The sequence below is a fragment of the Pantoea anthophila genome (assembly GCF_026104315.1).
Classification (GTDB): Bacteria; Pseudomonadota; Gammaproteobacteria; order Enterobacterales; family Enterobacteriaceae; genus Pantoea; species Pantoea anthophila.
Map to the genome: position 1 here is coordinate 825,806 of NZ_CP110473.1, position 22,062 is coordinate 847,867.

General features: G+C 59.5%; 17 protein-coding genes. 14 read left to right on the forward strand and 3 right to left on the reverse strand.

The features are described from left to right. Positions 1-96: 96 nt before the first annotated feature. Entirely contained in the window at positions 97-942 is an 846-nt protein-coding gene (gene queF, locus OJ965_RS06480) for an NADPH-dependent 7-cyano-7-deazaguanine reductase QueF (protein WP_154929330.1), read from the reverse strand. Positions 943-1,004: 62 nt separating this feature from the next. On the opposite strand from queF, the gene syd reads away from it, so the two are divergent. From syd to OJ965_RS06500, 4 genes are all read left to right on the forward strand, one after another. Then, positions 1,005-1,553 carry a SecY-interacting protein gene (syd, locus tag OJ965_RS06485; protein WP_265138386.1) on the forward strand — a complete coding sequence of 183 codons (549 nt, stop codon included), beginning with the start codon at positions 1,005-1,007 and terminating at the stop codon, positions 1,551-1,553. Between the two features lie 588 nt (positions 1,554-2,141). Next, the gene (locus OJ965_RS06490; protein ID WP_046102467.1) at positions 2,142-2,471 is read left to right on the forward strand and encodes a YqcC family protein; all 330 of its coding nucleotides are present in this window, start codon (positions 2,142-2,144) and stop codon (positions 2,469-2,471) included. After that, the gene (gene truC / locus OJ965_RS06495; RefSeq protein ID WP_009086991.1) at positions 2,471-3,250 is read left to right on the forward strand and encodes a tRNA pseudouridine(65) synthase TruC; all 780 of its coding nucleotides are present in this window, start codon (positions 2,471-2,473) and stop codon (positions 3,248-3,250) included. The genes OJ965_RS06490 and truC overlap by 1 nt, the downstream gene beginning before the upstream one ends. Positions 3,251-3,262: 12 nt before the next feature. Then, a complete protein-coding gene (locus tag OJ965_RS06500) occupies positions 3,263-3,709 on the forward strand; it encodes a flavodoxin (protein ID WP_058958275.1) in 447 nt (148 codons plus the stop codon). Between the two features lie 55 nt (positions 3,710-3,764). On the opposite strand, the gene garD is transcribed toward OJ965_RS06500, so the two are convergent. Beyond that, complete coding sequence (garD, locus tag OJ965_RS06505; protein ID WP_265138388.1) at positions 3,765-5,324, reverse strand: galactarate dehydratase; 1,560 nt, start codon at positions 5,322-5,324, stop codon at positions 3,765-3,767. Between the two features lie 505 nt (positions 5,325-5,829). Here garD and OJ965_RS06510 point away from each other — a divergent pair. The 6 genes from OJ965_RS06510 to OJ965_RS06535 all read left to right on the forward strand — a co-directional run bounded on the left by OJ965_RS06510 (position 5,830) and on the right by OJ965_RS06535 (position 12,807). Continuing rightward, positions 5,830-7,191: an MFS transporter gene (locus tag OJ965_RS06510; RefSeq protein ID WP_009086984.1), complete on the forward strand. Its 1,362-nt coding sequence runs from the start codon at positions 5,830-5,832 to the stop codon at positions 7,189-7,191. Then, entirely contained in the window at positions 7,188-8,534 is a 1,347-nt protein-coding gene (locus tag OJ965_RS06515; protein WP_265138392.1) for a glucarate dehydratase family protein, read from the forward strand. The genes OJ965_RS06510 and OJ965_RS06515 overlap by 4 nt, the downstream gene beginning before the upstream one ends. A gap of 10 nt (positions 8,535-8,544) precedes the next feature. Continuing rightward, the gene (gene gudD / locus OJ965_RS06520; protein ID WP_009086980.1) at positions 8,545-9,876 is read left to right on the forward strand and encodes a glucarate dehydratase; all 1,332 of its coding nucleotides are present in this window, start codon (positions 8,545-8,547) and stop codon (positions 9,874-9,876) included. A gap of 42 nt (positions 9,877-9,918) precedes the next feature. Further along, positions 9,919-10,689 (forward strand): 2-dehydro-3-deoxyglucarate aldolase, encoded by a 771-nt coding sequence (gene garL / locus OJ965_RS06525; protein ID WP_265138394.1) that lies wholly within the window; start codon positions 9,919-9,921, stop codon positions 10,687-10,689. An 18-nt stretch (positions 10,690-10,707) separates the two neighbouring features. After that, positions 10,708-11,592: a 2-hydroxy-3-oxopropionate reductase gene (gene garR, locus OJ965_RS06530; protein ID WP_140029479.1), complete on the forward strand. Its 885-nt coding sequence runs from the start codon at positions 10,708-10,710 to the stop codon at positions 11,590-11,592. Positions 11,593-11,667: 75 nt separating this feature from the next. Further along, on the forward strand, positions 11,668-12,807 hold the full coding sequence (locus tag OJ965_RS06535; RefSeq protein ID WP_009086974.1) for a glycerate kinase: 1,140 nt from the start codon (positions 11,668-11,670) through the stop codon (positions 12,805-12,807). A gap of 19 nt (positions 12,808-12,826) precedes the next feature. On the opposite strand, the gene barA is transcribed toward OJ965_RS06535, so the two are convergent. Continuing rightward, entirely contained in the window at positions 12,827-15,556 is a 2,730-nt protein-coding gene (gene barA, locus OJ965_RS06540; protein WP_265138398.1) for a two-component sensor histidine kinase BarA, read from the reverse strand. A 92-nt stretch (positions 15,557-15,648) separates the two neighbouring features. On the opposite strand from barA, the gene rlmD reads away from it, so the two are divergent. The 4 genes from rlmD (at position 15,649) to pyrG (ending at position 22,038) form a co-directional block, all read left to right on the forward strand. Next, positions 15,649-16,965 carry a 23S rRNA (uracil(1939)-C(5))-methyltransferase RlmD gene (gene rlmD / locus OJ965_RS06545; RefSeq protein ID WP_265138399.1) on the forward strand — a complete coding sequence of 439 codons (1,317 nt, stop codon included), beginning with the start codon at positions 15,649-15,651 and terminating at the stop codon, positions 16,963-16,965. A gap of 29 nt (positions 16,966-16,994) precedes the next feature. Further along, on the forward strand, positions 16,995-19,226 hold the full coding sequence (relA, locus tag OJ965_RS06550) for a GTP diphosphokinase (protein ID WP_009086968.1): 2,232 nt from the start codon (positions 16,995-16,997) through the stop codon (positions 19,224-19,226). Between the two features lie 156 nt (positions 19,227-19,382). After that, positions 19,383-20,168, forward strand: coding sequence for a nucleoside triphosphate pyrophosphohydrolase (mazG, locus tag OJ965_RS06555; protein ID WP_009086966.1), 786 nt, complete (start codon positions 19,383-19,385; stop codon positions 20,166-20,168). 232 nt (positions 20,169-20,400) lie between these two features. Then, positions 20,401-22,038 carry a glutamine hydrolyzing CTP synthase gene (pyrG, locus tag OJ965_RS06560; RefSeq protein WP_009086964.1) on the forward strand — a complete coding sequence of 546 codons (1,638 nt, stop codon included), beginning with the start codon at positions 20,401-20,403 and terminating at the stop codon, positions 22,036-22,038. Positions 22,039-22,062: the final 24 nt, after the last annotated feature.

Consider the following 22,062-nt stretch of genomic DNA (forward strand, 5'->3'; position numbering starts at 1 on the left):
CCGCAGATTGCCGCCATCACCAGAGTAGCCTTGTCGGCCCGCCCAGCTCAAGCGGAACTGCGCTTCCTTCATGCAGCCTGCGAGAGCTCTCGCAAACTACTGACGCACCAGACGCGAAAAACCGGGCGAGAAGGGCACATTCGTGCGCCATGGGTTGATATCCAGCCCGCCGCGCCGCGTGTAACGCGCATAGACCGTCAGCGCTTCCGGGTGGCAGAACCGCATCACATCGTTAAAGATGCGTTCGACACACTGTTCATGAAATTCGTTGTGCTGGCGGAAGGAGACCAGATAACGCAGCAGCGCTTCGCGGTGAATGCGCGGACCTTTGTAGCGGATCATCACCGAGCCCCAGTCGGGCTGATGGGTAATCAGGCAGTTTGATTTGAGCAGATGGCTGACCAGCGTCTCTTCCACGATTTCGCTGCCTGCGGCATCGGCCAGATAGTCAGCGTTGAAGCGATAATCCTCGATAGCGATATCCTGCTCATCAATGCAGCTCCCCTCAAAATGGCCGATCGGCTGTCCTTCGATTTCATTCAGACGGAACAGCGCCACCCGCACGTCACCTTCAGCACAGGCGCGGAGATCACGCTCCAGCGTCTGACGCACCTCACCCCAGTCGGCAAAGCGGGTCTGGTTGAAACTGTTGAGATAGAGCTTGAAGCTTTTCGACTCGATGAGGTTGCGGCTATGCGCATCCAGCACCACTTCGCCCACGGCAACCTGCGGCAGCCCCTTGCTGTTCAGCCAGGAGAGCTCATACAGCGTCCAGATATCGCCGCCGGTAAACGGCAGACTTTCAGGAAACAGGCCAAGAGGTTCGCGGTTCAGGCTGCGCGGCACCGCCTGCAATAAGCCATTGTCATAGCGATCGTGATAGGCTGTGGGCTTGCCCAGCGTCAGGTTGCTGAGTGCCTGATCCTGTTCGTGTGTAGTCATTGCGGTTACCACCAGAATTCATCAAAGTGGCTAAGTGTAACCCATCAGAAGTGAGAATATGAATGATGCAGCAAACTGCCGCCGCGTTGCGCGACTTTACCACCCGTTACTGCCAGCACTGGCTGGCGCAGACGGGGCATGCTCCGGCCAGCCGCGATCTCGCTGGCGTCGCGTCGCCCTGCGCGCTGGAGGAGCGCGAGGAGCAGGTCATCTGGCAGCCGCAGCCTTTTAGTCTGCCGCCGACACTGGATGGAGTAGAGCGGGCCGTGGATCTGCAGCTGCAGCCGTCAGTCACCGCCTTCTATACCACGCAGTTTGCCGGCGACATGCCGGCGCGTCATGGTGAGAATCAGCTGACGCTGTTGCAGGTGTGGAGTGAAGAGGATTTCCTGCGGCTTCAGGAGAACCTGATTGGGCATCTGGTTATGCAGCGCCGCCTCCGACAGTCACCGACGCTGTTTATCGCCACAACGGCGTCAGACGAGGAGATCGTCTCCCTCTCTAACCTGACTGGCGAGGTGATTCTGGAACAGCCTGGCCGTAAACAGCGCCAGATTATTGCAGAAAATCTTGAGATGTTTCTTAAGTCATTACAACCGGTTATCATCTGAATTGCAGTGATTTGCCGCCTCGCTTGTGAGATATCTCTTACATGTGGTGTGAGAGATCGCTATATAAAATCTGAGCCATCCGGAAGGCTGCAATGTAAAAATATTGTGAATCATCAACTTAATGGCGATTATCTGAATTTGTGCCGCACATTTTGTAAAGTTCAGCTGTAAGTCACTTGTGCGCGTAACGAGTTCTGTCAAAATATTTCCCACTGCAGGATGCTCAGGAAAAAGATATCGTCAGGATGATGATAAGCCATGAGGCAGGAACGTAACGGAGCTTACGGCACACGGAAGGTTTCAGGATGAAACAGGATCGCTCAGGATTGAGTCAGGGACACCTCCAGGATGGAGAACGGGAGCCCCTCGGACGAGGTGGCGGGCCAGGATGCTTAGGAATCATCAGGACGATGCGCGACAGGAGTTCGCACTGGACAAGTTGTCACGGAAGAGCAGGGAGCATTAACGTAGCAGGATGGCTGCAAACGAACCGGGAGCACTGTTTATACAGTGCTCCCTTTTTTTGTGCCTGTGCCAACAAGTGATATGCTTGCCGCCCATTTTTTGACGGCTAGCCGGAGGTGGCGCATGACGCCTGAACAATTGATTACGCAGCGGCTGGAGCAGCTGGAAGCGGTGATGCGTGAGTACCAGCTCTGGCAGAGCACGCCGCCTGCCGTGGAGGCACTGGAGAGTCGTGAACCCTTCTGCCTCGATACGCTTGAGCCGCTGCAATGGCTTCAGTGGGTGCTGATTCCGCGGATGCACGCCCTGATGGCGGCCGGTCATCCGCTGCCGCAAAACTTTGCCGTCGCGCCCTATTATGAGGTTGCGCTGGTGCCTGACCAGCCCGGCATTGCGCCGCTGCTGCTCACGCTGCGTCAGCTGGATGCGTTGCTCAGGGATGCGGCCCACTGATGCTGGAGATACTCTATCAGGATGCGTGGCTGGTTGCGGTCAACAAGCCCAGCGGTTGGCTGGTGCATCGCAGCTGGCTGGATCGGCATGAAACCGTGTTTGTGATGCAGACCGTGCGTGATCAGATCGGCCAGCATGTCTTTACCGCGCATCGTCTGGACAAGCCGACCTCCGGGGTGCTGCTGATGGGCCTTTCGAGTGAGGTTGGCCGCCAGCTTTCTCAGCAGTTTGAACAGCATCAGATGCAGAAAACTTATCACGCCGTGGTGCGTGGCTGGCTGGAGAGCAGCGGGACGCTGGACTATCCGCTGGTTGAAGAGCGGGACAAAATCGCGGACAAGCACGCCACTGAAGCACGCGCCGCGCAGCCCGCGGTCACCGACTATCAGTCGCTGGCCACGGTCGAGATGCCGGTCGCCATCAGCCGTTACCCCACCTCGCGCTACAGTCTGGTTGAGCTCTCACCTAAAACCGGTCGCAAACATCAGCTGCGCCGTCATATGTCCCACCTGCGTCATCCGATTATTGGCGATTCGGCGCATGGCGACCTGCGTCAGAACCGGGGCGCCGCGCAACATTTTGGCGCGGACCGGCTGATGCTGCACGCCAGCAGTCTGGCCCTGACCCACCCGGTGACCGGCGAGCCACTGGTGCTGCGCGCCGGGCTGGATAGCGTCTGGCAGAGGCTGATGACGCAGTTTGGCTGGCAGGATTGCATTCCTGAGGTGCCGCGGGTTGAGTTTGACGCCGCGCCAGGACAGGATAACGTTTCAGAATAAGGGAGAGATCAGATGGCAAAGATTGGCATTTTTGTGGGGACGGTCTATGGCAATGCGCTGCTGGTGGCGGAAGAGGCCGAGCCGGTTCTGCAGCAGCAGGGGCACAGCGTGACCCTGTTTGATGACCCGACGCTGGCGGACTGGCAGGCCTTTGCTGGTGATGTGGCGTTAATCATCACCTCAACCACCGGTCAGGGCGATTTTCCTGACACCATTTCCGGTCTGTTCCACGCGATAAAGGATCAGCTGGGGCACCAGCCCGCGCTGCGCTATGGCGTCATTGCGCTGGGCGACAGCAGTTACGACCACTTCTGTGGCGCGGGCAAAGCCTTTGATGCGCTGCTGCAGGAGCAGGGCGCACAGCGGGTCGGTGAGGTGCTGCTGGTGGATGCCACCGAAAATCCAGAACCGGAAGCGGTGACCTCGCCCTGGGTCGATGCCTGGGGTGCGCTGCTCTGATCGCCTCGCCCGGGCTCTCTCTGCCAGCTGACGGCAGGGAGACGCCGGGCACGGCTCACGTCACCGGTGCCGGATTAAAGACCGCCAGCTGATTACGGATGCCCCAGCGATCGGACCAGGTCTGCTTCCTGCCACTGGCGATATCAAGGATCAACGCAAACAGCCGCCAGCCGACCTGCTCAATACTCTCTTCTCCGGTGGCAATCGTGCCGGCATTGATATCCATCAGATCGTGCCAGCGTTCGGCCAGCGCATTACGGGTTGCCATCTTGATGACCGGAATGGCCGCCAGCCCGTACGGGGTGCCGCGACCGGTGGTGAAGACCTGCAGCGTAATGCCGGAGGCGAGCTGCTGGGTGCCGCAGACAAAATCGCTGGCGGGCGTTGCTGCATAGATCAGTCCGCGGCGGGTGGGGCGCTGACCGGGGGACAACACTTCCACAATGGCGCTGCGTCCCGATTTGGCGATGGAGCCGAGCGCTTTCTCCACCACGTTCGCCAGTCCCCCTTTTTTATTGCCCGGTGACGGATTGGCGCTGCGGTCGGTGTTGCCCTGGTTGAGGTAATTGTCATACCAGGCCATCTCTTCAAGTAAACGTCTTCCGACCTCCTCATTAATGACCCGCGGCGTCAGCAGATGAATGGCATCCCGCACCTCCGTGACCTCAGAAAACATCACGGTAGCCCCGCAGCGCACCAGCAGATCCGAGGCGAACCCCACCGCCGGATTCGCCGTCACGCCGGAAAACGCATCGCTGCCGCCGCACTGCATGCCGACAATCAGTTCCGAGGCGGGACAGGTTTCGCGCTGACGCTGATTCAGACGCTGAAGATGACGCTCTGCCACCTGCAGAATCGCCTTTACCATCGCACCAAACCCCACCAGCTTTTCATCCTGCAAACGCACGATGTCATCATCATCCAGCGAAATCGCCTGCACGTCGGGGGTGCCGGTCAGCAGACGCTCCGGCTGTAACTTTTCGCAGCCGAGGCTGATGACCATCACTTCACCGCCGAAATTCGCATTCAGCGCCAAATTGTGAATCGTGCGAATCGGCACCACCGCTGCAGGGGCGTTGATTGCCACGCCGCAGCCGTAGAGGTGATTCAGCGCGACCACGCCATCCACATTCGGATAGCGCGGCAGTAACTCCCGTTCGATGATCTGCACCACATGATCCACCACACCCGCCACACAGTGGACGCTGGTGGTGATGCCGAGCAGGTTACGGGTACCCACGCTGCCATCCGCATTGCGGTAGCCCTCAAAGGTGTAGCCCTCCAGCGGCGGCAGGTCGGGCGGGACCTGGGTGGCTAACGGCAGGCTCGCCAGCGGCGGCGCCTCCGGCAGCGCCACCAGTGACTCATCGATCCAGCTGCCGCAGGCTATATCCCGCACGGCATAACCGATCACTTCGCCATAACGCACGATCGCCCCTCCCTGGTGAATCGCCTGCAGCGCGACTTTATGCCCCTGCGGCACATGTTCCGTCAGCGTCAGGCCATCCGCAAACTGCGTGCCAGCGGGCAGACCCAGCGTGTTGACCACAATCGCCACGTTATCATGCTCATGGACTCTGATGCAGAGCGGCTGTTCATCTGTTGTGGGGTTCATCGCCTATCTCCTGTCGGGCGCACCGGCTTGTCCGGCTCGCATAATCTGATCTGTTACCTGCGGTGTATTAGCCAGCTTCAGTATAAAGAGGGGAAGCAGGCCACACATTGTGCAACTGACCACTATTACGCCGATCTGCCGCGCTGTTTTGGGTCGATTCTCCAGAAGCAAGTGAAACGCCTCACAAAGCGGAGGGGAAAGGGCGACCTGGCACCGTTTCGGCCGCGCTATTTGCCGCTTTCGTGAGCCATGCCGCAGGGTTTCGTGCATCCGCCAGACAATCACTTCATAACGGCCATTATTCCAGGGCGATACGCCAATGTGCTCGCCACAGGCTGTTTTTATACTGAGCGCCGTTAGCCAAAGTCAGGTTATCTGTCACGACGTATTAGCCCGTCCTGAACCAAAGAGATCGCCGTGTTTAACCCAACTTCTCTCTGATACCCAACGCGATGTGTATGCAGTCAGAGCGAATGTAGCTCACGCTATATTTCAGGAGTGCATCATGAATAGTTTCAGCCAGACTGCGGAAGCGGTGCAGAAGCGCACCAACGCCCGTTACTGGATTGTGGTGATGTTATTCATCGTCACCTCATTCAACTACGGCGACCGCGCCACCATTTCGATAGCCGGTTCGGCGATGTCGAAAGATATCGGCCTCGATTCGGTCGGACTGGGCTACATCTTCTCTGCTTTCTCATGGGCGTACGTGATTGGTCAGATCCCAGGCGGCTGGCTGCTCGATCGTTTTGGCTCAAAGCGCGTCTACTTCTGGAGTATTTTTACCTGGTCGCTGTTTACCCTGCTGCAGGGCTTTGTCGATATCTTCAGCGGCTTCGGCATCATCGTGTCACTCTTTCTGCTGCGCTTCCTGGTGGGGCTGGCTGAAGCCCCCTCTTTCCCTGGCAACAGCCGCATCGTGGCCGCCTGGTTTCCGGCGCAGGAGCGTGGCACCGCGGTGGCGATCTTCAATTCAGCGCAATATTTCGCCACGGTGATCTTTGCGCCCATCATGGGCTGGCTGGTGTCGGAAGTGGGCTGGGCACACGTCTTCTGGTTCATGGGCGGGCTGGGGATCATCCTGAGCTTCATCTGGCTGAAAGTGATCCACGATCCCACCGACCACCCCGGCGTAAACAAAGCCGAACTGGCCTATATGGAACAGGGCGGGGCGCTGATCAATATGGATGTCAAAAAGGAGAGCCGCAGGGTGAGCTGGAGCGAAAAGTGGTTCCAGATTAAACAGCTGCTGACCTCCCGCATGATGCTGGGCATCTACCTCGGCCAGTATTGTGTTAACGCCTTAACCTACTTTTTTATCACCTGGTTTCCGGTCTATCTGGTGCAGGCGCGCGGCATGTCGATTCTCAAAGCGGGCTTTATCGCTTCGGTGCCGGCGGTGTGTGGCTTCCTCGGCGGGGTGCTGGGTGGGGTGATCTCCGACTGGCTGATGCGCAAAACCGGCTCGCTGAATATTGCACGTAAAACGCCGATTGTGCTCGGCATGCTGCTCTCTATCTCAATGGTGATGTGTAACTACACCGAAACCGAGTGGCTGGTGGTCTTCTTCATGGCGCTGGCGTTCTTCGGTAAAGGGATCGGCGCGCTGGGATGGGCGGTGATGGCGGATACCGCCCCCAAAGAGATCAGTGGCCTGAGCGGCGGCCTGTTCAACATGTTCGGCAACTTCTCCGGCATCGTGACGCCCATCGCCATCGGCTACATCATCGCCACCAGCGGCTCCTTTGAGGGTGCGCTGATCTATGTCGGTATCCATGCCTTCGTCGCCGCCTTCAGCTTCCTGGTGATCGCCGGTGATATCAAACGTGTTGAACTGAAAACCCGGCCGGTTAAGGACGCCTCATGACGACGCAAAGTTCACCCGTGATTACGGCGATGCAGGTTATCCCGGTCGCCGGTTACGACAGTATGCTGCTCAACATTGGCGGCGCGCACAACGCCTGCTTTACCCGCAATATCGTGGTGCTCACCGACAGCGCCGGACACACCGGCGTGGGTGAAGCGCCCGGCGGCGACACCATCTATCAGACCCTGGTGGCGGCCATTCCGCAGGTCGAAGGCCAGCAGATTGCCCGCATGAATCGTCTGGTGCAGCAGGTGCACAAAGGGAATGCGTCGGCTGACTTCACCACCTTTGGCAACGGTGCCTGGACCTTTGAGCTGCGGGTCAACGCCGTGGCCGCGCTGGAAGCGGCGCTGCTCGACCTGCTGGGACAGTGTCTGGGCGTGCCGGTGGCGGAACTGCTGGGGCCGGGCAAACAGCGGGATGAAGTCACGGTGCTGGGCTATCTCTTCTATCTCGGTGACCGGCGCAAAACCGATCTGCCCTATCAGAGTGGCGAGCAGGCCAGCCACGACTGGTATCACCTGCGTCATCAGGAGGCGCTCACCAGCGAAGCGGTCGTGCGGCTGGCGGAGGCGGCGGCAGATCGCTATGGCTTTAAAGATTTCAAACTTAAAGGGGGCGTGCTGCCGGGCGAGCAGGAGATCGCCACGGCGGTGGCGCTGAAGCAGCGTTTTCCCGGCGCGCGCATCACGGTGGACCCCAACGGGGCATGGCGACTGGATGAGGCTATCACCCTCTGTAAGGGGATGCAGGATGTGCTGAGCTACGCCGAAGACCCCTGCGGGGCAGAGCAGGGCTATTCAGGACGTGAAGTGATGGCCGAGTTCCGGCGCGCGACCGGCCTGCCGGTCGCCACCAATATGATCGCCACAAACTGGCGGGAGATGAACCACGCGGTGATGGTTAACGCGGTCGACATCCCGCTGGCGGACCCCCACTTCTGGACGCTGAGCGGGGCCGTGCGGGTCGCCCAGCTGTGCGATGAGTGGGGCCTGACGTGGGGCTGCCATTCCAATAACCATTTCGATATTTCGCTGGCGATGTTTACCCATGTCGGTGCAGCCGCGCCAGGTAACCCGACCGCGATTGACACCCACTGGATCTGGCAGGAGGGCGATCAGCGCCTGACGAAAAAACCGCTGCAAATCCGCAACGGAAAGATTGCCGTGCCGGATGCGCCGGGCCTGGGGATCGAGCTCGACTGGGACCAGGTGCACAAAGCCAGTCAGCTCTATCAGTCACTGCCCGCCGGTGCACGCAACGACGCCACGGCGATGCAGTATCTGATCCCCGGCTGGACATTTGATCGCAAGCGCCCGGCATTCGGCCGCGCAACAGCATAAGGAGCAGGAGATGAGTTCAACACCCAAAGTGACCGCCATGCAGGTGATCCCGGTTGCCGGCTACGACAGTATGCTGCTGAATCTCAGCGGCGCGCACTCGCCATTCTTCACCCGCAACATTGTCATTATCAAAGATAACGCCGGACATACCGGCGTCGGTGAAATCCCCGGCGGGGAGAAAATTCGTCAGACGCTGGAAGATGCCGCCTCGCTGGTGGTCGGCAAAACGCTGGGCGAATATAAAAATACCCTCAGCCTGGTGCGCACGACCTTTGCCGATCGGGATGCGGCCGGTCGCGGCAACCAGACCTTTGATCTGCGCACCACAATCCATGTGGTCACCGGCATTGAGGCAGCACTGCTGGATCTGCTGGGTCAGCACCTGGGCGTTAACGTCGCCTCGCTGCTGGGTGACGGGCAACAGCGCGACCGCGTGGAGATGCTCGGCTACCTCTTCTATATCGGCGACCGCAGAAAAACCGCCCTGCCATATCAGAGCCAGCCGGACGATCCGTGCGACTGGTATCGCCTGCGTCATGAAGAGGCGCTGACCCCCGAGGCCGTGGTGCGCCTGGCGGAGGCCGCCTATGAAAAATATGGCTTCAACGACTTCAAACTCAAAGGCGGTGTGCTGCGCGGCGGCGAAGAGGCCGAAGCGGTGACGGCGCTGGCAAAACGCTTTCCCACGGCGCGTATTACCCTCGATCCCAATGGAGCCTGGTCGCTCAATGAGGCGATCCTGCTCGGCAAACAGCTCAAGGGCGTGCTGGCCTACGCAGAAGATCCCTGTGGCGCGGAGCAGGGCTACTCCGGGCGGGAAGTGATGGCGGAGTTCCGCCGCGCGACCGGCATGCCTACCGCCACCAATATGATCGCCACCGACTGGCGGCAGATGGGTCACACCCTGTCGCTGCAGTCGGTCGACATTCCGCTGGCCGACCCCCATTTCTGGACGATGCAGGGTTCGGTGCGGGTCGCACAGATGTGCCACGATTTCGGCCTGACCTGGGGCTCCCACTCCAATAATCACTTCGACATTTCGCTGGCGATGTTTACCCACGTTGCCGCGGCCGCGCCGGGCGCGATCACCGCCATCGATACCCACTGGATCTGGCAGGAGGGGAATCAGCGTCTCACCAGAGAGCCGTTCCTGATCAAAGGCGGCATGGTGCAGGTGCCGCAGAAGCCCGGTCTCGGTATCGAGCTGGATATGGATCAGGTGATGCAGGCCCACGCGCTCTATCAGAAGCAGGGGCTGGGCGCGCGTGACGATGCCGAAGCGATGCAGTTCCTGGTGCCAGGCTGGACTTTCGATAACAAACGTCCGTGCCTGGTTCGTTAATCTTTCTGGCTCACGCGGAGCCGTCGTCACAGGAGTTCAACCATGAGTAATGCAGCCTGGCCCAACGGATTTCGTCGTCGCCTGTTAGCGGGTGAAACCCTGATTGGCAGCTGGTGCGCGCTGGCCAGTCCGATCTCTACCGAAATCCTGGGGCTGGCCGGTTTTGACTGGCTGGTGCTGGATGGGGAGCATGCGCCCAACGATATCACCACGTTTGTGCCACAGCTGATGGCGCTGAAAGGGAGCCACAGTGCGCCGGTCGTACGGCCGCCCTGCAACGAGCCGGTGATCATCAAGCGCCTGCTGGATATCGGGTTTAACAACTTCCTCGTGCCCTTTGTTGAGACAGAAGAGGAGGCGCGGCGCGCGGTCGCTTCAACCCGCTATCCGCCCACCGGTATTCGCGGCGTGTCGGTCTCCCATCGCAGCAACATGTACGGCACCCTGCCGGATTACAACCAGAGCATCAATGACAACATCACCGTGCTGGTGCAGATCGAAACCCGGCAGGCGGTTGACCACATCGACGCCATAGCCGCAGTCGATGGCGTGGACGGCATCTTCGTCGGGCCGGGCGATCTCTCTGCGGCGCTGGGCTACCTCGGCCAGCCCGCCCACCCGGAGGTGCTGGACGTGATTAAACACATTTTTGACCGTGCCAGAGCGGCCGGGAAGCCGGCGGGCATTCTGGCCCCGGTGGAGGCGGACGCCCGTCGTTATCTGGAGTGGGGAGCCACCTTTGTGGCGGTCGGCAGCGATCTCGGGGTATTCCGCAGCGCCACCCAGGCGTTGTGCGACAAATTCAAGCGCTAAGCAGCAAGGAGACACGCAATGAAGATTGGATTTATTGGCCTGGGCATCATGGGTAAACCCATGAGCAAAAATCTGCTGAAAGCGGGCTATTCACTGGTGGTGCGCGATCACCACGCCAGCAATGAAGCTGAACTGGCTGAACTGGGCGCGACCGTGGCAACCTCGCCGAAAGAGGTGGCTGAGCAGTGCGAGGTGGTCATTACCATGGTGCCCAACTCGCCGCAGGTGAAAGCGGTCTGTCTGGGAGAGGGCGGCATTATCGAAGGCGCGAAGCCGGGCCTGGTGGTGATCGACATGAGCTCGATTGCGCCGCTGGCGAGCCGGGAAGTGCACGATGCGCTGGCAGAAAAAGGGATCAGCATGCTGGACGCCCCGGTCAGCGGCGGGGAACCGAAGGCGATTGAAGGCACGCTTTCCGTCATGGCCGGCGGAGAGAAAGCGGTGTTTGATCGCTGTTACGACATCATGAAGGCGATGGCGGGATCGGTAGTGCACACCGGTGACATCGGCGCAGGCAACGTCACCAAGCTGGCCAATCAGGTGATTGTGGCGCTGAACATCGCGGCGATGTCCGAAGCCCTGTCGCTGGCGACCAAAGCGGGGGTCAGTCCGGAGCTGGTGTTTCAGGCGATTCGTGGCGGCCTGGCGGGCAGCACGGTGCTGGAGGCGAAAGCGCCGATGGTGATGGATCGCAACTTCAGACCGGGCTTCCGCATCGACCTGCATATCAAGGATCTGGCGAACGCTCTGGATACCTCGCACACGCTGGGCGCGCATCTGCCGCTGACGGCGGCGGTGATGGAGATGATGCAGGCGCTGCGTAATGATGGCCAGGGAACGTCCGACCACAGTGCGCTGGCCTGCTATTATGAGAAGTTAGCGAAGGTTGAAATCGCCCGCTAAATCCCGGTGCCGGTCTCCGCGGAAACCGGCCGGGTTCAGCGCCGTTTCAATGACTCAACTGTGCTCGGATTGCCTATGAAAATCGTAATCGCACCGGATTCATATAAAGAGAGTTTATCCGCCCTGGAGGTGGCATCGGCGATTGAAGCGGGATTCCGTGACATCTTTCCCGATGCCCACTACGTGAAAATACCGGTCGCCGACGGCGGCGAAGGAACGGTAGAAGCGATGGTCGCGGCGACGAAAGGAAACATCGTCAGGCTGAAGGTGACCGGGCCACTGGGCACACAGGTCGAGGCTTTCTATGGCCTCTCCGGCGATGCGTCCACCGCCTATATCGAAATGGCGGCAGCCAGCGGACTGGAGCGGGTGCCCGCCGCCCAGCGCGATCCGCTGATCACCACCTCGTTCGGCACCGGCGAGCTGATCCGGCATGCGCTGGATAAAGGCGTCGGCCACATCATTATTGGCATTGGCGGTAGTGCGACCAACGATGGCGGTGCCGGGATGATGCAGGCGCTGGGCGCCCGGCTGCTGGACGATCGCGGCCAGCAGATTGGTTACGGCGGCGGGGCGCTGCCTGATCTCGCCACCATTGAGATTGACGCACTGGATGCCCGTCTTCGGCAGTGTCGCATTGAGGTGGCATGCGACGTCACCAATCCGCTGACCGGAAAGGAGGGCGCTTCGGCTGTTTTCGGTCCGCAGAAAGGGGCGACACCGGCACTGGTGCAGCAGCTCGATCAGGCGCTGACCCACTACGCCGCGATTATTCAGCGCGACCTTGATATCGACGTGCTGCATATCCCCGGCGGCGGTGCGGCGGGCGGCATGGGGGCGGCGCTGCACGCCTTTTGCCAGGCAGAACTGCGGCGCGGCATCGAAATTGTCACGGAGGCGCTGGGGCTGGCGGAGCAGGTAAAAGATGCCGACCTCGTGATTACCGGGGAAGGTCGCATCGACAGCCAGAGTATCAATGGCAAGGTGCCGGTGGGAGTCGCCAGCGTGGCAAAGCGCTTCAACAAGCCGGTGATAGGCATCGCCGGCAGCCTGACGGCGGATGTGGGGGTAGTGCATCAGCATGGCATCGATGCGGTGTTCAGCGTGCTCTACAGCATCTGTACGCTGGATGAGGCGCTCGCCACGGCCGGCAAAAATGTAACGATGACGGCGCGTAACGTCGCCGCCACGCTAAAGCTGGCCGGCTTTCACTGATCCTGCGGCCAGCCCCGGATTACCCGATGCCCAGCAGCTGCCGGGCTTCACGCGCCACGTTCTCCATCTCATCCTGCAGCTCCAGCAGTTCCGGCTCCAGGGCGGCAATATCGCTGGCCTGCAGCAGCTCTCTCTCCAGCTGGTGGCAGAGCTGCTTCATGCGCGGCACGCCGCTGTAGCTGGCACTGCCGTGCAGCTTGTGAATGATCTCCCGCAGGGCCGTGACCTCATTGGCGGCCATAAACTGCGCCATCTTCGCGTGAACTTCCGGTAAAAACTCCAGCAGCATCCGCAGCAGATCCCGTGCCAGGTCGGGTTTATTCGCCGCCTGCCGCAGTGCCAGCTGCCAGTCCAGCGTCGGCAGTATCGGCGACAGTTCCGGCACGGCGACCACCGGCGCGGGTGTATAGCGTGCCAGAAGCTGCCTCAACTTGCTCTCATCAATCGGTTTGGCAAGATAGTCATTCATGCCCGCTTTGATGAGCTGCTCGCGTTCGCCATCAATGGCGTGAGCGGTTACCGCCACGATGGGAGTCGTGGCGTGCAGCGGCAGACCACGGATGATTTCGCTGGCGCGAATACCATCAATGTCAGGCATCTGAATATCCATCAGAATCACATCCAGCGACTGCTGGCGCGCCTCGCGGATAGCGTGTTCGGCGCTGCTGCACAGCAGGATATTCTGCACCTGCTCCTCCAGCAGCGCACCGATCAGCTTGAGGTTGGCAGGGTTATCATCCACAGCCATCACCGTCAGCGGCAGGCGCGGGGAGAAGGGCAGCTCGCTGATCTGGCGGGTGTGCAGATCCAGCAGCATCGGCAGGAGTCGCGTCAGGGAGATTGGCTTCGCAATGCAGCCGTCAATGCCGCGCACCTTCAGTTCATCAGCCAGCAGCATCATCGGGCTGGGCAGGGCCATCAGCACATTATCTGCCCGATCCAGCAGCGCATTGATCCTCCCCTCGTTCAGCAGTTCGGGCTGGCTGATGCTGACCGGCATCGCCATCAGCAGCAGCGGATAGTGGGACGCCGGCAGGCCCTCCAGCGTTTCGCTGTAGTCGATCTGCAACGGCGTGGCGCTCAGCATCTCCAGCGCCGCGCGGGCGACGGTGGCATCCGCCTCGACATAGGCGATGCGGGACTGTGACAGCGCTTCCAGCACGCGCGGCATACCGGGCGCGTTGGGGTTAAGATCCAGCTGCACACGAATCACAAAAGTAGAGCCCTGATCCGGCTGGCTGCTGAAGGTGATATCCCCGCCCATCTCCCGCACCAGTTTCTGGGTGATGACCAGCCCCAGCCCGGTGCCGCCATGACGGCGCGAAATACTGGCGTCGGCCTGGCGGAACGCCTGAAACAGCTGCGTCTGCTGCTGCTCAGAGATACCGATGCCGCTATCCTCTACCTGAATCTCCAGCTCGACGCGCGTCTGGGTCATAACGCGCTGCGTGACGCGCAGGCCGATGTGGCCCTGTTCAGTAAACTTGATGGCGTTGCCAATCAGGTTGATCAGAATCTGCTGCAGGCGCAGCGCATCGCCGATGACGTTGTCCGGCACGCTGCTGTCGCACACCACCGTCAGCTCCAGCCCCTTGTCATGCGCCGACGGGGCCAGCAGCACCAGGGTCTCATCCAGGGTGGCACGCAGGGGGAAGGGGATCGCCTCCAGCATCAGCTTGCCCGCTTCCAGCTTCGAAAAATCGAGCACGTCATTAATGATGCTGAGCAGGTTGTTGGCCGAGCGCTCGATGGTCTGCATGTAGTCGCGCTGGGTCGTGCGCAGCTGAGTTTTCAGCATCTGGCGGGTAAAGCCCAGCACGCCATTAAGCGGCGTTCGCAGCTCGTGCGACATGTTTGCCAGGAACTCCGATTTGATGCGCGCCGCTTCCTGAGCGCGCTTCTTCGCCAGATCCAGTTCGACGTTCTGAATCTCCAGCTGCTCCAGCGTTTCCCGCAGATCGTACGTCGCCTGATCGATGTTGTGCTGCATCTCTTCGTGATAGGCGGTCAGCGACATCGCCATGGCATTGATGCCGTTTTTCAGCGTGCTGAGTTCGCCCAGCATGTACCCCTCAACGCGGCTGTCGAGCTGACCGCGACGGATGCGGTCAACGGTGGTCACCATGTTGCGGATCGGGCCGGTGACATCACGCATCAGACGATAGGCAAACAGCATCGCAAGGCAGAGGCAGAAGAGCAGCATCAGGGTCGCGACAAACACCTCTTTATACTGCTGCAGGCGCACCGACTGCAGATCGAGTTCAATCGCCACATAGCCCAGGGGGTTGCCCGAGGGTTTGACCTTTTCATCGGGCAATTCATCCAGATCGTAGCGCTCGGCCGTGATCGGCGTTCGCAGAATCAACAGATTACCGTGACGCTCCATGGAGACATCATCGGGCAGGGCGTGGATATCCTCCTGCTGCAGCAGGCTGAGGTTCTGCCGGTTATTGGAGGTGACGTAGAGCTGGTTATGATTATCGAACACCGAGATCGCCCGGACGATGCCGGAGTGGCGGCGGTGCAGTAAACTCACCAGCTCCCGCATCGCATCGCGATCGTCCCAGGTCATGCTGTATTCGCTGGAGATCGCCAGCGGTTCGATGATATTCGCCCCGGCATCGATTACCTGGCGCTGCAGTTCATTGTAGCGATGGACTACAAAAAATGAGCTGAGCAGCAGGCCAACCATCAGCGTGGGTGCCAGAATTAAAATCATCATTCGCGCCCGCAGGCTGTATTTGGTCATAATAGTCGCCTGGCTACTCCGGCATTAACCTCCCTGCACATCCTGTCGACAGCACCGTGCAGGTCGTTTCGATAAAGAGAACTGATAACACTATGGCGCAATTTTACGTTGCAAAACAGCGCGTGGCGACACAACAGCGGATCACCGTCACCATCGATGAGCTCGATCCGTTCGGGCAGGGCGTGGCGCGTCACAAAGGCAAAACGATTTTTGTCGCCGGTGCCTTGCCGGGTGAGCAGGCGGAGATCACGCTGACAGAGGATAAACGCCAGTTTGCCCGGGGGAAAGTGAAACGGCTGCTCAGCCGCAGTCCGGCACGTGTCGCACCGCGCTGTCCCCACTTTGATCGCTGCGGTGGCTGCCAGCAGCAGCATGCAGAGGTGGAGCTGCAGCAGCAGAGCAAAGCTCAGGCGCTGAGCCGGATGCTGAGCCAGGCCGCCGCGCAGACGATCGCGGTGGAGGAGGTGATCGCCGGTGAACCCTGGGGCTACCGGCGTCGCGCCCGTCTGGGTCTGCAGTGGCAGAATAAAGCGCAGCGGCTGCAGATGGGGTTCCGCCAGGAGGCGAGCAACGATCTGGTCGATATCCAGCACTGCCCCGTTTTAGTGCCCGAACTTGAGGCATTGCTGGTGCCGCTGCACCACTGCCTGAGTGCACTGCGCGCCGTCAGGCGTCTCGGTCATGTGGAACTGGTGCTGGCGGATAACGGCCCGCTGATGATCCTGCGCCATCTTGATGCGCTGCATCCGGACGACCGTGAAAAACTGGAACAGTTTTCGCATAAGCATCAGCTGATGCTCTTCCTGGATGCGGGTGATGAAGGGTTAACGTCGTTAACCACCCGGACACCTTTTTATCACTCTCACCAGCTTAAGCTAACCTTCAGTCCACAGGACTTTATTCAGGTTAACGATGCGGTGAATCAGCAGATGGTGGCAAAGGCGATAGCCTGGCTCGATCTGCAACCGGAAGACCGGGTTCTGGATCTCTTTTGCGGCATGGGAAACTTCACACTTCCTATAGGAATCTTCGTACAAAATGTGGTTGGTGTGGAGGGGGTTGCAGCATTAGTGCGGCAGGCAGCGTATAATGCTGATTCGAATAATCTTAAAAACGTCAGTTTTTTTCAGCATAATCTGGAAGAGACGGTGTCGCGCCAGCCGTGGGCGGCACAGGGATTTAACAAGGTATTACTCGATCCGGCACGCGCCGGGGCTGCGGGCGTAATGGCACATGTGGTTAAACTTGCGCCAGAACGCGTGGTCTATGTGTCGTGTAATCCAACAACACTCGCCCGCGACAGTCAGGTCTTGCTGTCGGCAGGCTACCAATTGGAAAGGGTCGCGATGCTGGATATGTTCCCTCATACCCGTCATCTCGAATCCATGGTGCTGTTCAGAAAAACATAAGCGATGTATGTCGTTGTGCAGGAGAGGTTATGGTTGCGGTCAGAAGTGCGCATTTAAATACTGAGGGGGAATTTGCCCTCGACCAGTGGATCGCCAGTCTCGGTATCGCCAACCCGCAATCATGTCAACGCGTTGCCGATACCTGGCGCTACTGTGAAGCGCAGACGCAGGACCATCCCGATCAGTCGCTGCTGCTGTGGCGCGGGATCGAGATGGTGGAAATCCTCTCCATGCTCAGCATGGATATCGAAAGCCTCTGTGCGGCGCTGATCTTCCCGCTGGCTAACGATGAAGTGGTGAGTGAGGAGGAGCTGGAAACCGCCGTCGGCAAAGGCATCGTCTCGCTGGTGCACGGCGTGCGCGACATGGACGCCATCCGCCAGCTTAAAGCGATTCACAACGACTCCATGGCCTCTGAACAGGTCGATAACGTCCGCCGTATGCTGCTGGCGATGGTCGAAGATTTCCGCTGCGTGGTGCTGAAGCTGGCCGAACGCATCATGAACCTGCGCGAAATGAAAGATGCGCCGGAAGATGAGCGGGTGCTGGCGGCCAAAGAGAGCACCAACATCTATGCCCCGCTGGCCAACCGTCTCGGCATCGGTCAGCTCAAATGGGAGCTGGAAGATTACTGCTTCCGCTATCTGCATCCCGACGAATACAAGCATATCGCCCGGTTACTGCATGAGCGGCGTATCGACCGCGAGCAGTATATCGACAACTTCGTCAGCAACCTGCGCAAAGAGATGGCCAAAGAGGGCGTGCGCGCCGAGGTCTACGGTCGTCCGAAACATATCTACAGCATCTGGCGTAAGATGCAGAAAAAGTCGCTGGCCTTTGATGAGCTGTTTGATGTGCGGGCGGTGCGCATCGTGGCCGATCGCCTGCAGGATTGCTACGGCGCGCTGGGCACGGTGCATACGCTCTATCGCCATCTGCCCAGCGAGTTTGATGACTACGTCGCCAACCCGAAACCCAACGGCTATCAGTCGATTCATACCGTGGTGTTAGGCCCGCAGGGCAAAACGGTGGAGATCCAGATCCGTACCCGCCAGATGCATGAAGATGCGGAGCTGGGGGTGGCGGCGCACTGGAAATACAAAGAGGGGCCAACCTCGAGCAGCGCGCGTGGCGCTGCCGGCCACGAAGAGCGCATCGCCTGGCTGCGTAAGCTGATCAGCTGGCAGGAGGAGATGGCGGACTCGGGCGAGCTACTTGAAGAGGTGCGCAGCCAGGTGTTTGATGACCGGGTCTACGTCTTTACCCCGAAAGGGGACGTGGTGGATCTGCCTGCCGGATCGACACCGCTCGACTTTGCCTACCATATTCACAGCGACATCGGTCACCGCTGCATCGGCGCAAAAATCGGCGGCCGCATTGTGCCGTTTACCTATCAGTTGCAGATGGGCGACCAGGTTGAGGTGATTACCCAGAAGCAGCCGAACCCGAGTCGCGACTGGCTCAACCCGAACCTGGGCTACATCACCACCAGCCGCGGACGCTCGAAGATCCACAACTGGTTCCGCAAGCAGGATCGCGACAAGAACATTGCCGCCGGACGGCAGATTCTGGATAACGAGCTGAACCAGTTCGATATCAGCCTGCGCGAGGCGGAAAAACTGCTGCTGCCGCGCTATAACGTGACCTCGCTTGAAGAGCTGCTGGCGGCGATTGGCGGCGGCGATATTCGTCTTAATCAGATGGTGAACTTCCTGCAGGCGAAGCTGAACAAGCCGAGCGCCGAAGAGGAAGATCGCGAGGCGCTGCGCCAGCTGACGCAGAAAGCCTACACTCCGCCAGCGCGCAAAGAGAGCGGGCGCGTGGTCGTGGAAGGGGTGGGCAATCTGATGCACCATATCGCCCGCTGCTGCCAGCCGATCCCGGGCGACGATATTGTCGGTTTCATCACCCAGGGACGCGGCATCTCTATCCACCGCGCCGACTGCGACCAGCTGGCCGAACTGATTTCCCACGCCCCGGAACGCATCGTCGATGCGGTGTGGGGCGAAAGCTACTCCAGCGGCTATTCGCTGGTGGTGCGGGTGACGGCCAACGATCGCAGCGGGCTGCTGCGCGACATCACCACCATTCTTGCCAATGAGAAAGTGAATGTGCTGGGCGTGTCGAGCCGCAGCGACACCAAAAAACAGCTCGCCACCATCGACATGGACATCGAGATCTACAACCATCAGGTACTGGGACGTGTCCTGGCGCGTCTGAACCAGGTCTCTGATATCATTGACGCCCGTCGCCTGCACTGATTGTCAGTCAGGCCCTGCGGCAACCGGCAGCGTGCGGTTGCGCGGGCGCAATCTGCACCCCGGGGCGCTGCCGGACGCGCGTTACTGCATCCGTCAGCGCCTGTCATGCGCCTCTCTGTTTCCTGTCATCTGACCATCAATCAAGGATCTACCCGAATGAACGCTATTGAGCGCCTGCTTGGCATTATGAAAACCCTGCGCGATCCCGAGCATGGCTGTCCGTGGGATCGTGAACAGACCTTTGCCACCATCGCGCCCTATACGCTGGAAGAGACCTATGAGGTGCTGGACGCCATCCAGCGCGAAGATTTCAGCGACCTGCGCGGCGAGCTGGGCGACCTGCTGTTTCAGGTGGTCTTTTATGCCCAGATGGCGAGCGAAGCGGATCGCTTCAACTTTGAGGATGTCTGCCACGCCATCAGCGACAAGCTGGAGCGCCGTCATCCGCACATCTTTGGCGAGGCCACGGCGGAAACCAGCACGGAGGTGCTGAAAAACTGGGAAGCGATTAAGAGTGCAGAACGGGCAGAGAAAGCGCAGCATTCGGCGCTGGACGATATCCCCAAAGCACTGCCTGCGCTGATGCGCGCCCATAAAATCCAGAAGCGTTGCCATAATGTCGGCTTCGACTGGACCACCCTGGGGCCGGTGGTGGCGAAAGTGCATGAAGAGATTGATGAGGTCATGCACGAGGCGCAGCAGAGCGTGGTGGACAGCGAAAAGCTGGAAGAGGAGATTGGCGATCTGCTGTTCGCCACCGTCAACCTGTCGCGCCATCTGGGCAGCAAAGCAGAAACCGCGCTGCAGAAGGCTAACGACAAGTTTGAGCGCCGCTTCCGCGCGGTGGAAGCGATCATTGCCGCGCAGGGACTGAGTATGCCGGGTGCGACGCTGGAACAGATGGAGGCCGCCTGGCAGCAGGTCAAAGCCGGGGAGAAGTGATGATTATTCCAGCGCTGTGCATAAAGTCGCCGTTTGCGCTTACACGATTCAGCGCGCCATCAACTTTGTGACGCACGTCAACATTTCTTTGGCGGCTATCCGCTATGTTAGCCGCAGCAATGCGTTGGAGGATGGCTGTGATTCATCAATTGTGGCTGATAGCGGTTTCCAGTATACTGTTTTCCCGTCCTGGTTATTCCACCGTCTTTAAACCTAAACTCTCAGGTTCAGCATGACAACGAATTATATTTTTGTGACCGGCGGGGTCGTTTCCTCTCTGGGTAAAGGCATTGCCGCAGCCTCCCTCGCAGCCATTCTCGAAGCCCGTGGTCTGAACGTGACCATCATGAAGCTGGACCCGTATATCAACGTGGATCCAGGCACCATGAGCCCGACGCAGCACGGCGAAGTTTTCGTCACTGACGACGGCGCCGAAACTGACCTGGATCTGGGTCATTACGAGCGCTTCATCCGCACCAAAATGACGCGTCGCAACAACTTCACCACGGGTCGTATCTACTCAGATGTCCTGCGCAAAGAGCGCCGGGGCGACTATCTGGGCGCAACCATTCAGGTTATCCCGCACATCACCAACGCCATCAAAGAGCGCATCATTGAAGGCGGCGAAGGTCATGATGTCGTGCTGGTCGAAATCGGCGGCACGGTAGGCGATATCGAATCGCTGCCGTTCCTGGAAGCGATTCGTCAGATGGCCGTCGATGTGGGCCGCGAGCACACCATGTACATGCACCTGACGCTGGTGCCTTATATGGCGGCGGCGGGTGAGGTGAAAACCAAACCGACTCAGCACTCTGTGAAAGAGCTGCTGTCGATCGGTATCCAGCCAGACGTGCTGATTTGCCGTTCTGACCGTGCCGTACCGGCTAACGAACGCGCCAAAATCGCCCTGTTCTGTAACGTCCCTGAAAAAGCGGTGATCTCGCTGAAGGACGTCGATTCCATCTACAAGATTCCTGGCATGCTGAAATCGCAGGGCCTGGATGACTATATCTGCAAGCGCTTCAACCTGAACGCACCGGAAGCCAACCTGGCCGAGTGGGAGCAGGTGATTTACGAAGAAGCCAATCCGGGTGGCGAAGTCACCATCGGTATGGTGGGCAAGTATGTTGAGCTGCCGGATGCTTACAAGTCCGTGATCGAAGCGCTGAAACATGGCGGCCTGAAAAATCGCGTGACCGTGAACATCAAACTGATCGATTCGCAGGATGTGGAATCACGCGGTGTCGAATTGCTGAAAGATCTGGATGCGATTCTGATTCCGGGTGGCTTCGGTTACCGTGGTGTGGAAGGCAAGCTGATGACCGCGCAGTATGCGCGTGAAAACAATGTGCCGTACCTGGGTATCTGCCTGGGCATGCAGGTCGCGCTGATGGAGTTTGCGCGCAATGTCGCCGGGATGCCGGGCGCCAACTCCACCGAATTTGTGCCAGACTGTAAATACCCGGTGGTGGCGTTAATCACCGAATGGCGTGACGAAGAGGGCAACGTCGAAGTCCGCAGCGAGCAGAGCGATCTGGGCGGCACCATGCGTCTGGGCAGCCAGCAGTGTCAGTTAACGCCGGGCAGCCAGGTTCGCCAGCTCTACGGCTCTGACACCATCGTTGAGCGCCATCGCCACCGCTATGAAGTCAACAATATGCTGTTAAAGCAGATTGAAGCAGCCGGTCTGCGCGTGGCGGGTCGCTCTGGTGATGATCAGCTGGTTGAGATCATCGAGATCCCGAACCACCCGTGGTTTGTGGCTTGCCAGTTCCACCCGGAGTTCACCTCGACCCCACGCGACGGCCATCCGTTGTTTGCCGGCTTTGTGAAAGCCGCGCATGAGCATCAGAAGCGTTTAGCGAAGTAAATTTCACAAACAGCGCGCGAACTT

Excerpts from the sequence above, each read along its gene's own strand:
- queF (WP_154929330.1), bottom strand. The coding sequence starts at position 942 with ATGACTACACACGAACAGGATCAGGCACTCAGCAACCTGACGCTGGGC.
- syd (WP_265138386.1), top strand. The coding sequence starts at position 1,005 with ATGATGCAGCAAACTGCCGCCGCGTTGCGCGACTTTACCACCCGTTAC.
- OJ965_RS06490 (WP_046102467.1), top strand. The coding sequence starts at position 2,142 with ATGACGCCTGAACAATTGATTACGCAGCGGCTGGAGCAGCTGGAAGCG.
- truC (WP_009086991.1), top strand. The coding sequence starts at position 2,471 with ATGCTGGAGATACTCTATCAGGATGCGTGGCTGGTTGCGGTCAACAAG.
- OJ965_RS06500 (WP_058958275.1), top strand. The coding sequence starts at position 3,263 with ATGGCAAAGATTGGCATTTTTGTGGGGACGGTCTATGGCAATGCGCTG.
- garD (WP_265138388.1), bottom strand. The coding sequence starts at position 5,324 with ATGAACCCCACAACAGATGAACAGCCGCTCTGCATCAGAGTCCATGAG.
- OJ965_RS06510 (WP_009086984.1), top strand. The coding sequence starts at position 5,830 with ATGAATAGTTTCAGCCAGACTGCGGAAGCGGTGCAGAAGCGCACCAAC.
- OJ965_RS06515 (WP_265138392.1), top strand. The coding sequence starts at position 7,188 with ATGACGACGCAAAGTTCACCCGTGATTACGGCGATGCAGGTTATCCCG.
- gudD (WP_009086980.1), top strand. The coding sequence starts at position 8,545 with ATGAGTTCAACACCCAAAGTGACCGCCATGCAGGTGATCCCGGTTGCC.
- garL (WP_265138394.1), top strand. The coding sequence starts at position 9,919 with ATGAGTAATGCAGCCTGGCCCAACGGATTTCGTCGTCGCCTGTTAGCG.
- garR (WP_140029479.1), top strand. The coding sequence starts at position 10,708 with ATGAAGATTGGATTTATTGGCCTGGGCATCATGGGTAAACCCATGAGC.
- OJ965_RS06535 (WP_009086974.1), top strand. The coding sequence starts at position 11,668 with ATGAAAATCGTAATCGCACCGGATTCATATAAAGAGAGTTTATCCGCC.
- barA (WP_265138398.1), bottom strand. The coding sequence starts at position 15,556 with ATGACCAAATACAGCCTGCGGGCGCGAATGATGATTTTAATTCTGGCA.
- rlmD (WP_265138399.1), top strand. The coding sequence starts at position 15,649 with ATGGCGCAATTTTACGTTGCAAAACAGCGCGTGGCGACACAACAGCGG.
- relA (WP_009086968.1), top strand. The coding sequence starts at position 16,995 with ATGGTTGCGGTCAGAAGTGCGCATTTAAATACTGAGGGGGAATTTGCC.
- mazG (WP_009086966.1), top strand. The coding sequence starts at position 19,383 with ATGAACGCTATTGAGCGCCTGCTTGGCATTATGAAAACCCTGCGCGAT.
- pyrG (WP_009086964.1), top strand. The coding sequence starts at position 20,401 with ATGACAACGAATTATATTTTTGTGACCGGCGGGGTCGTTTCCTCTCTG.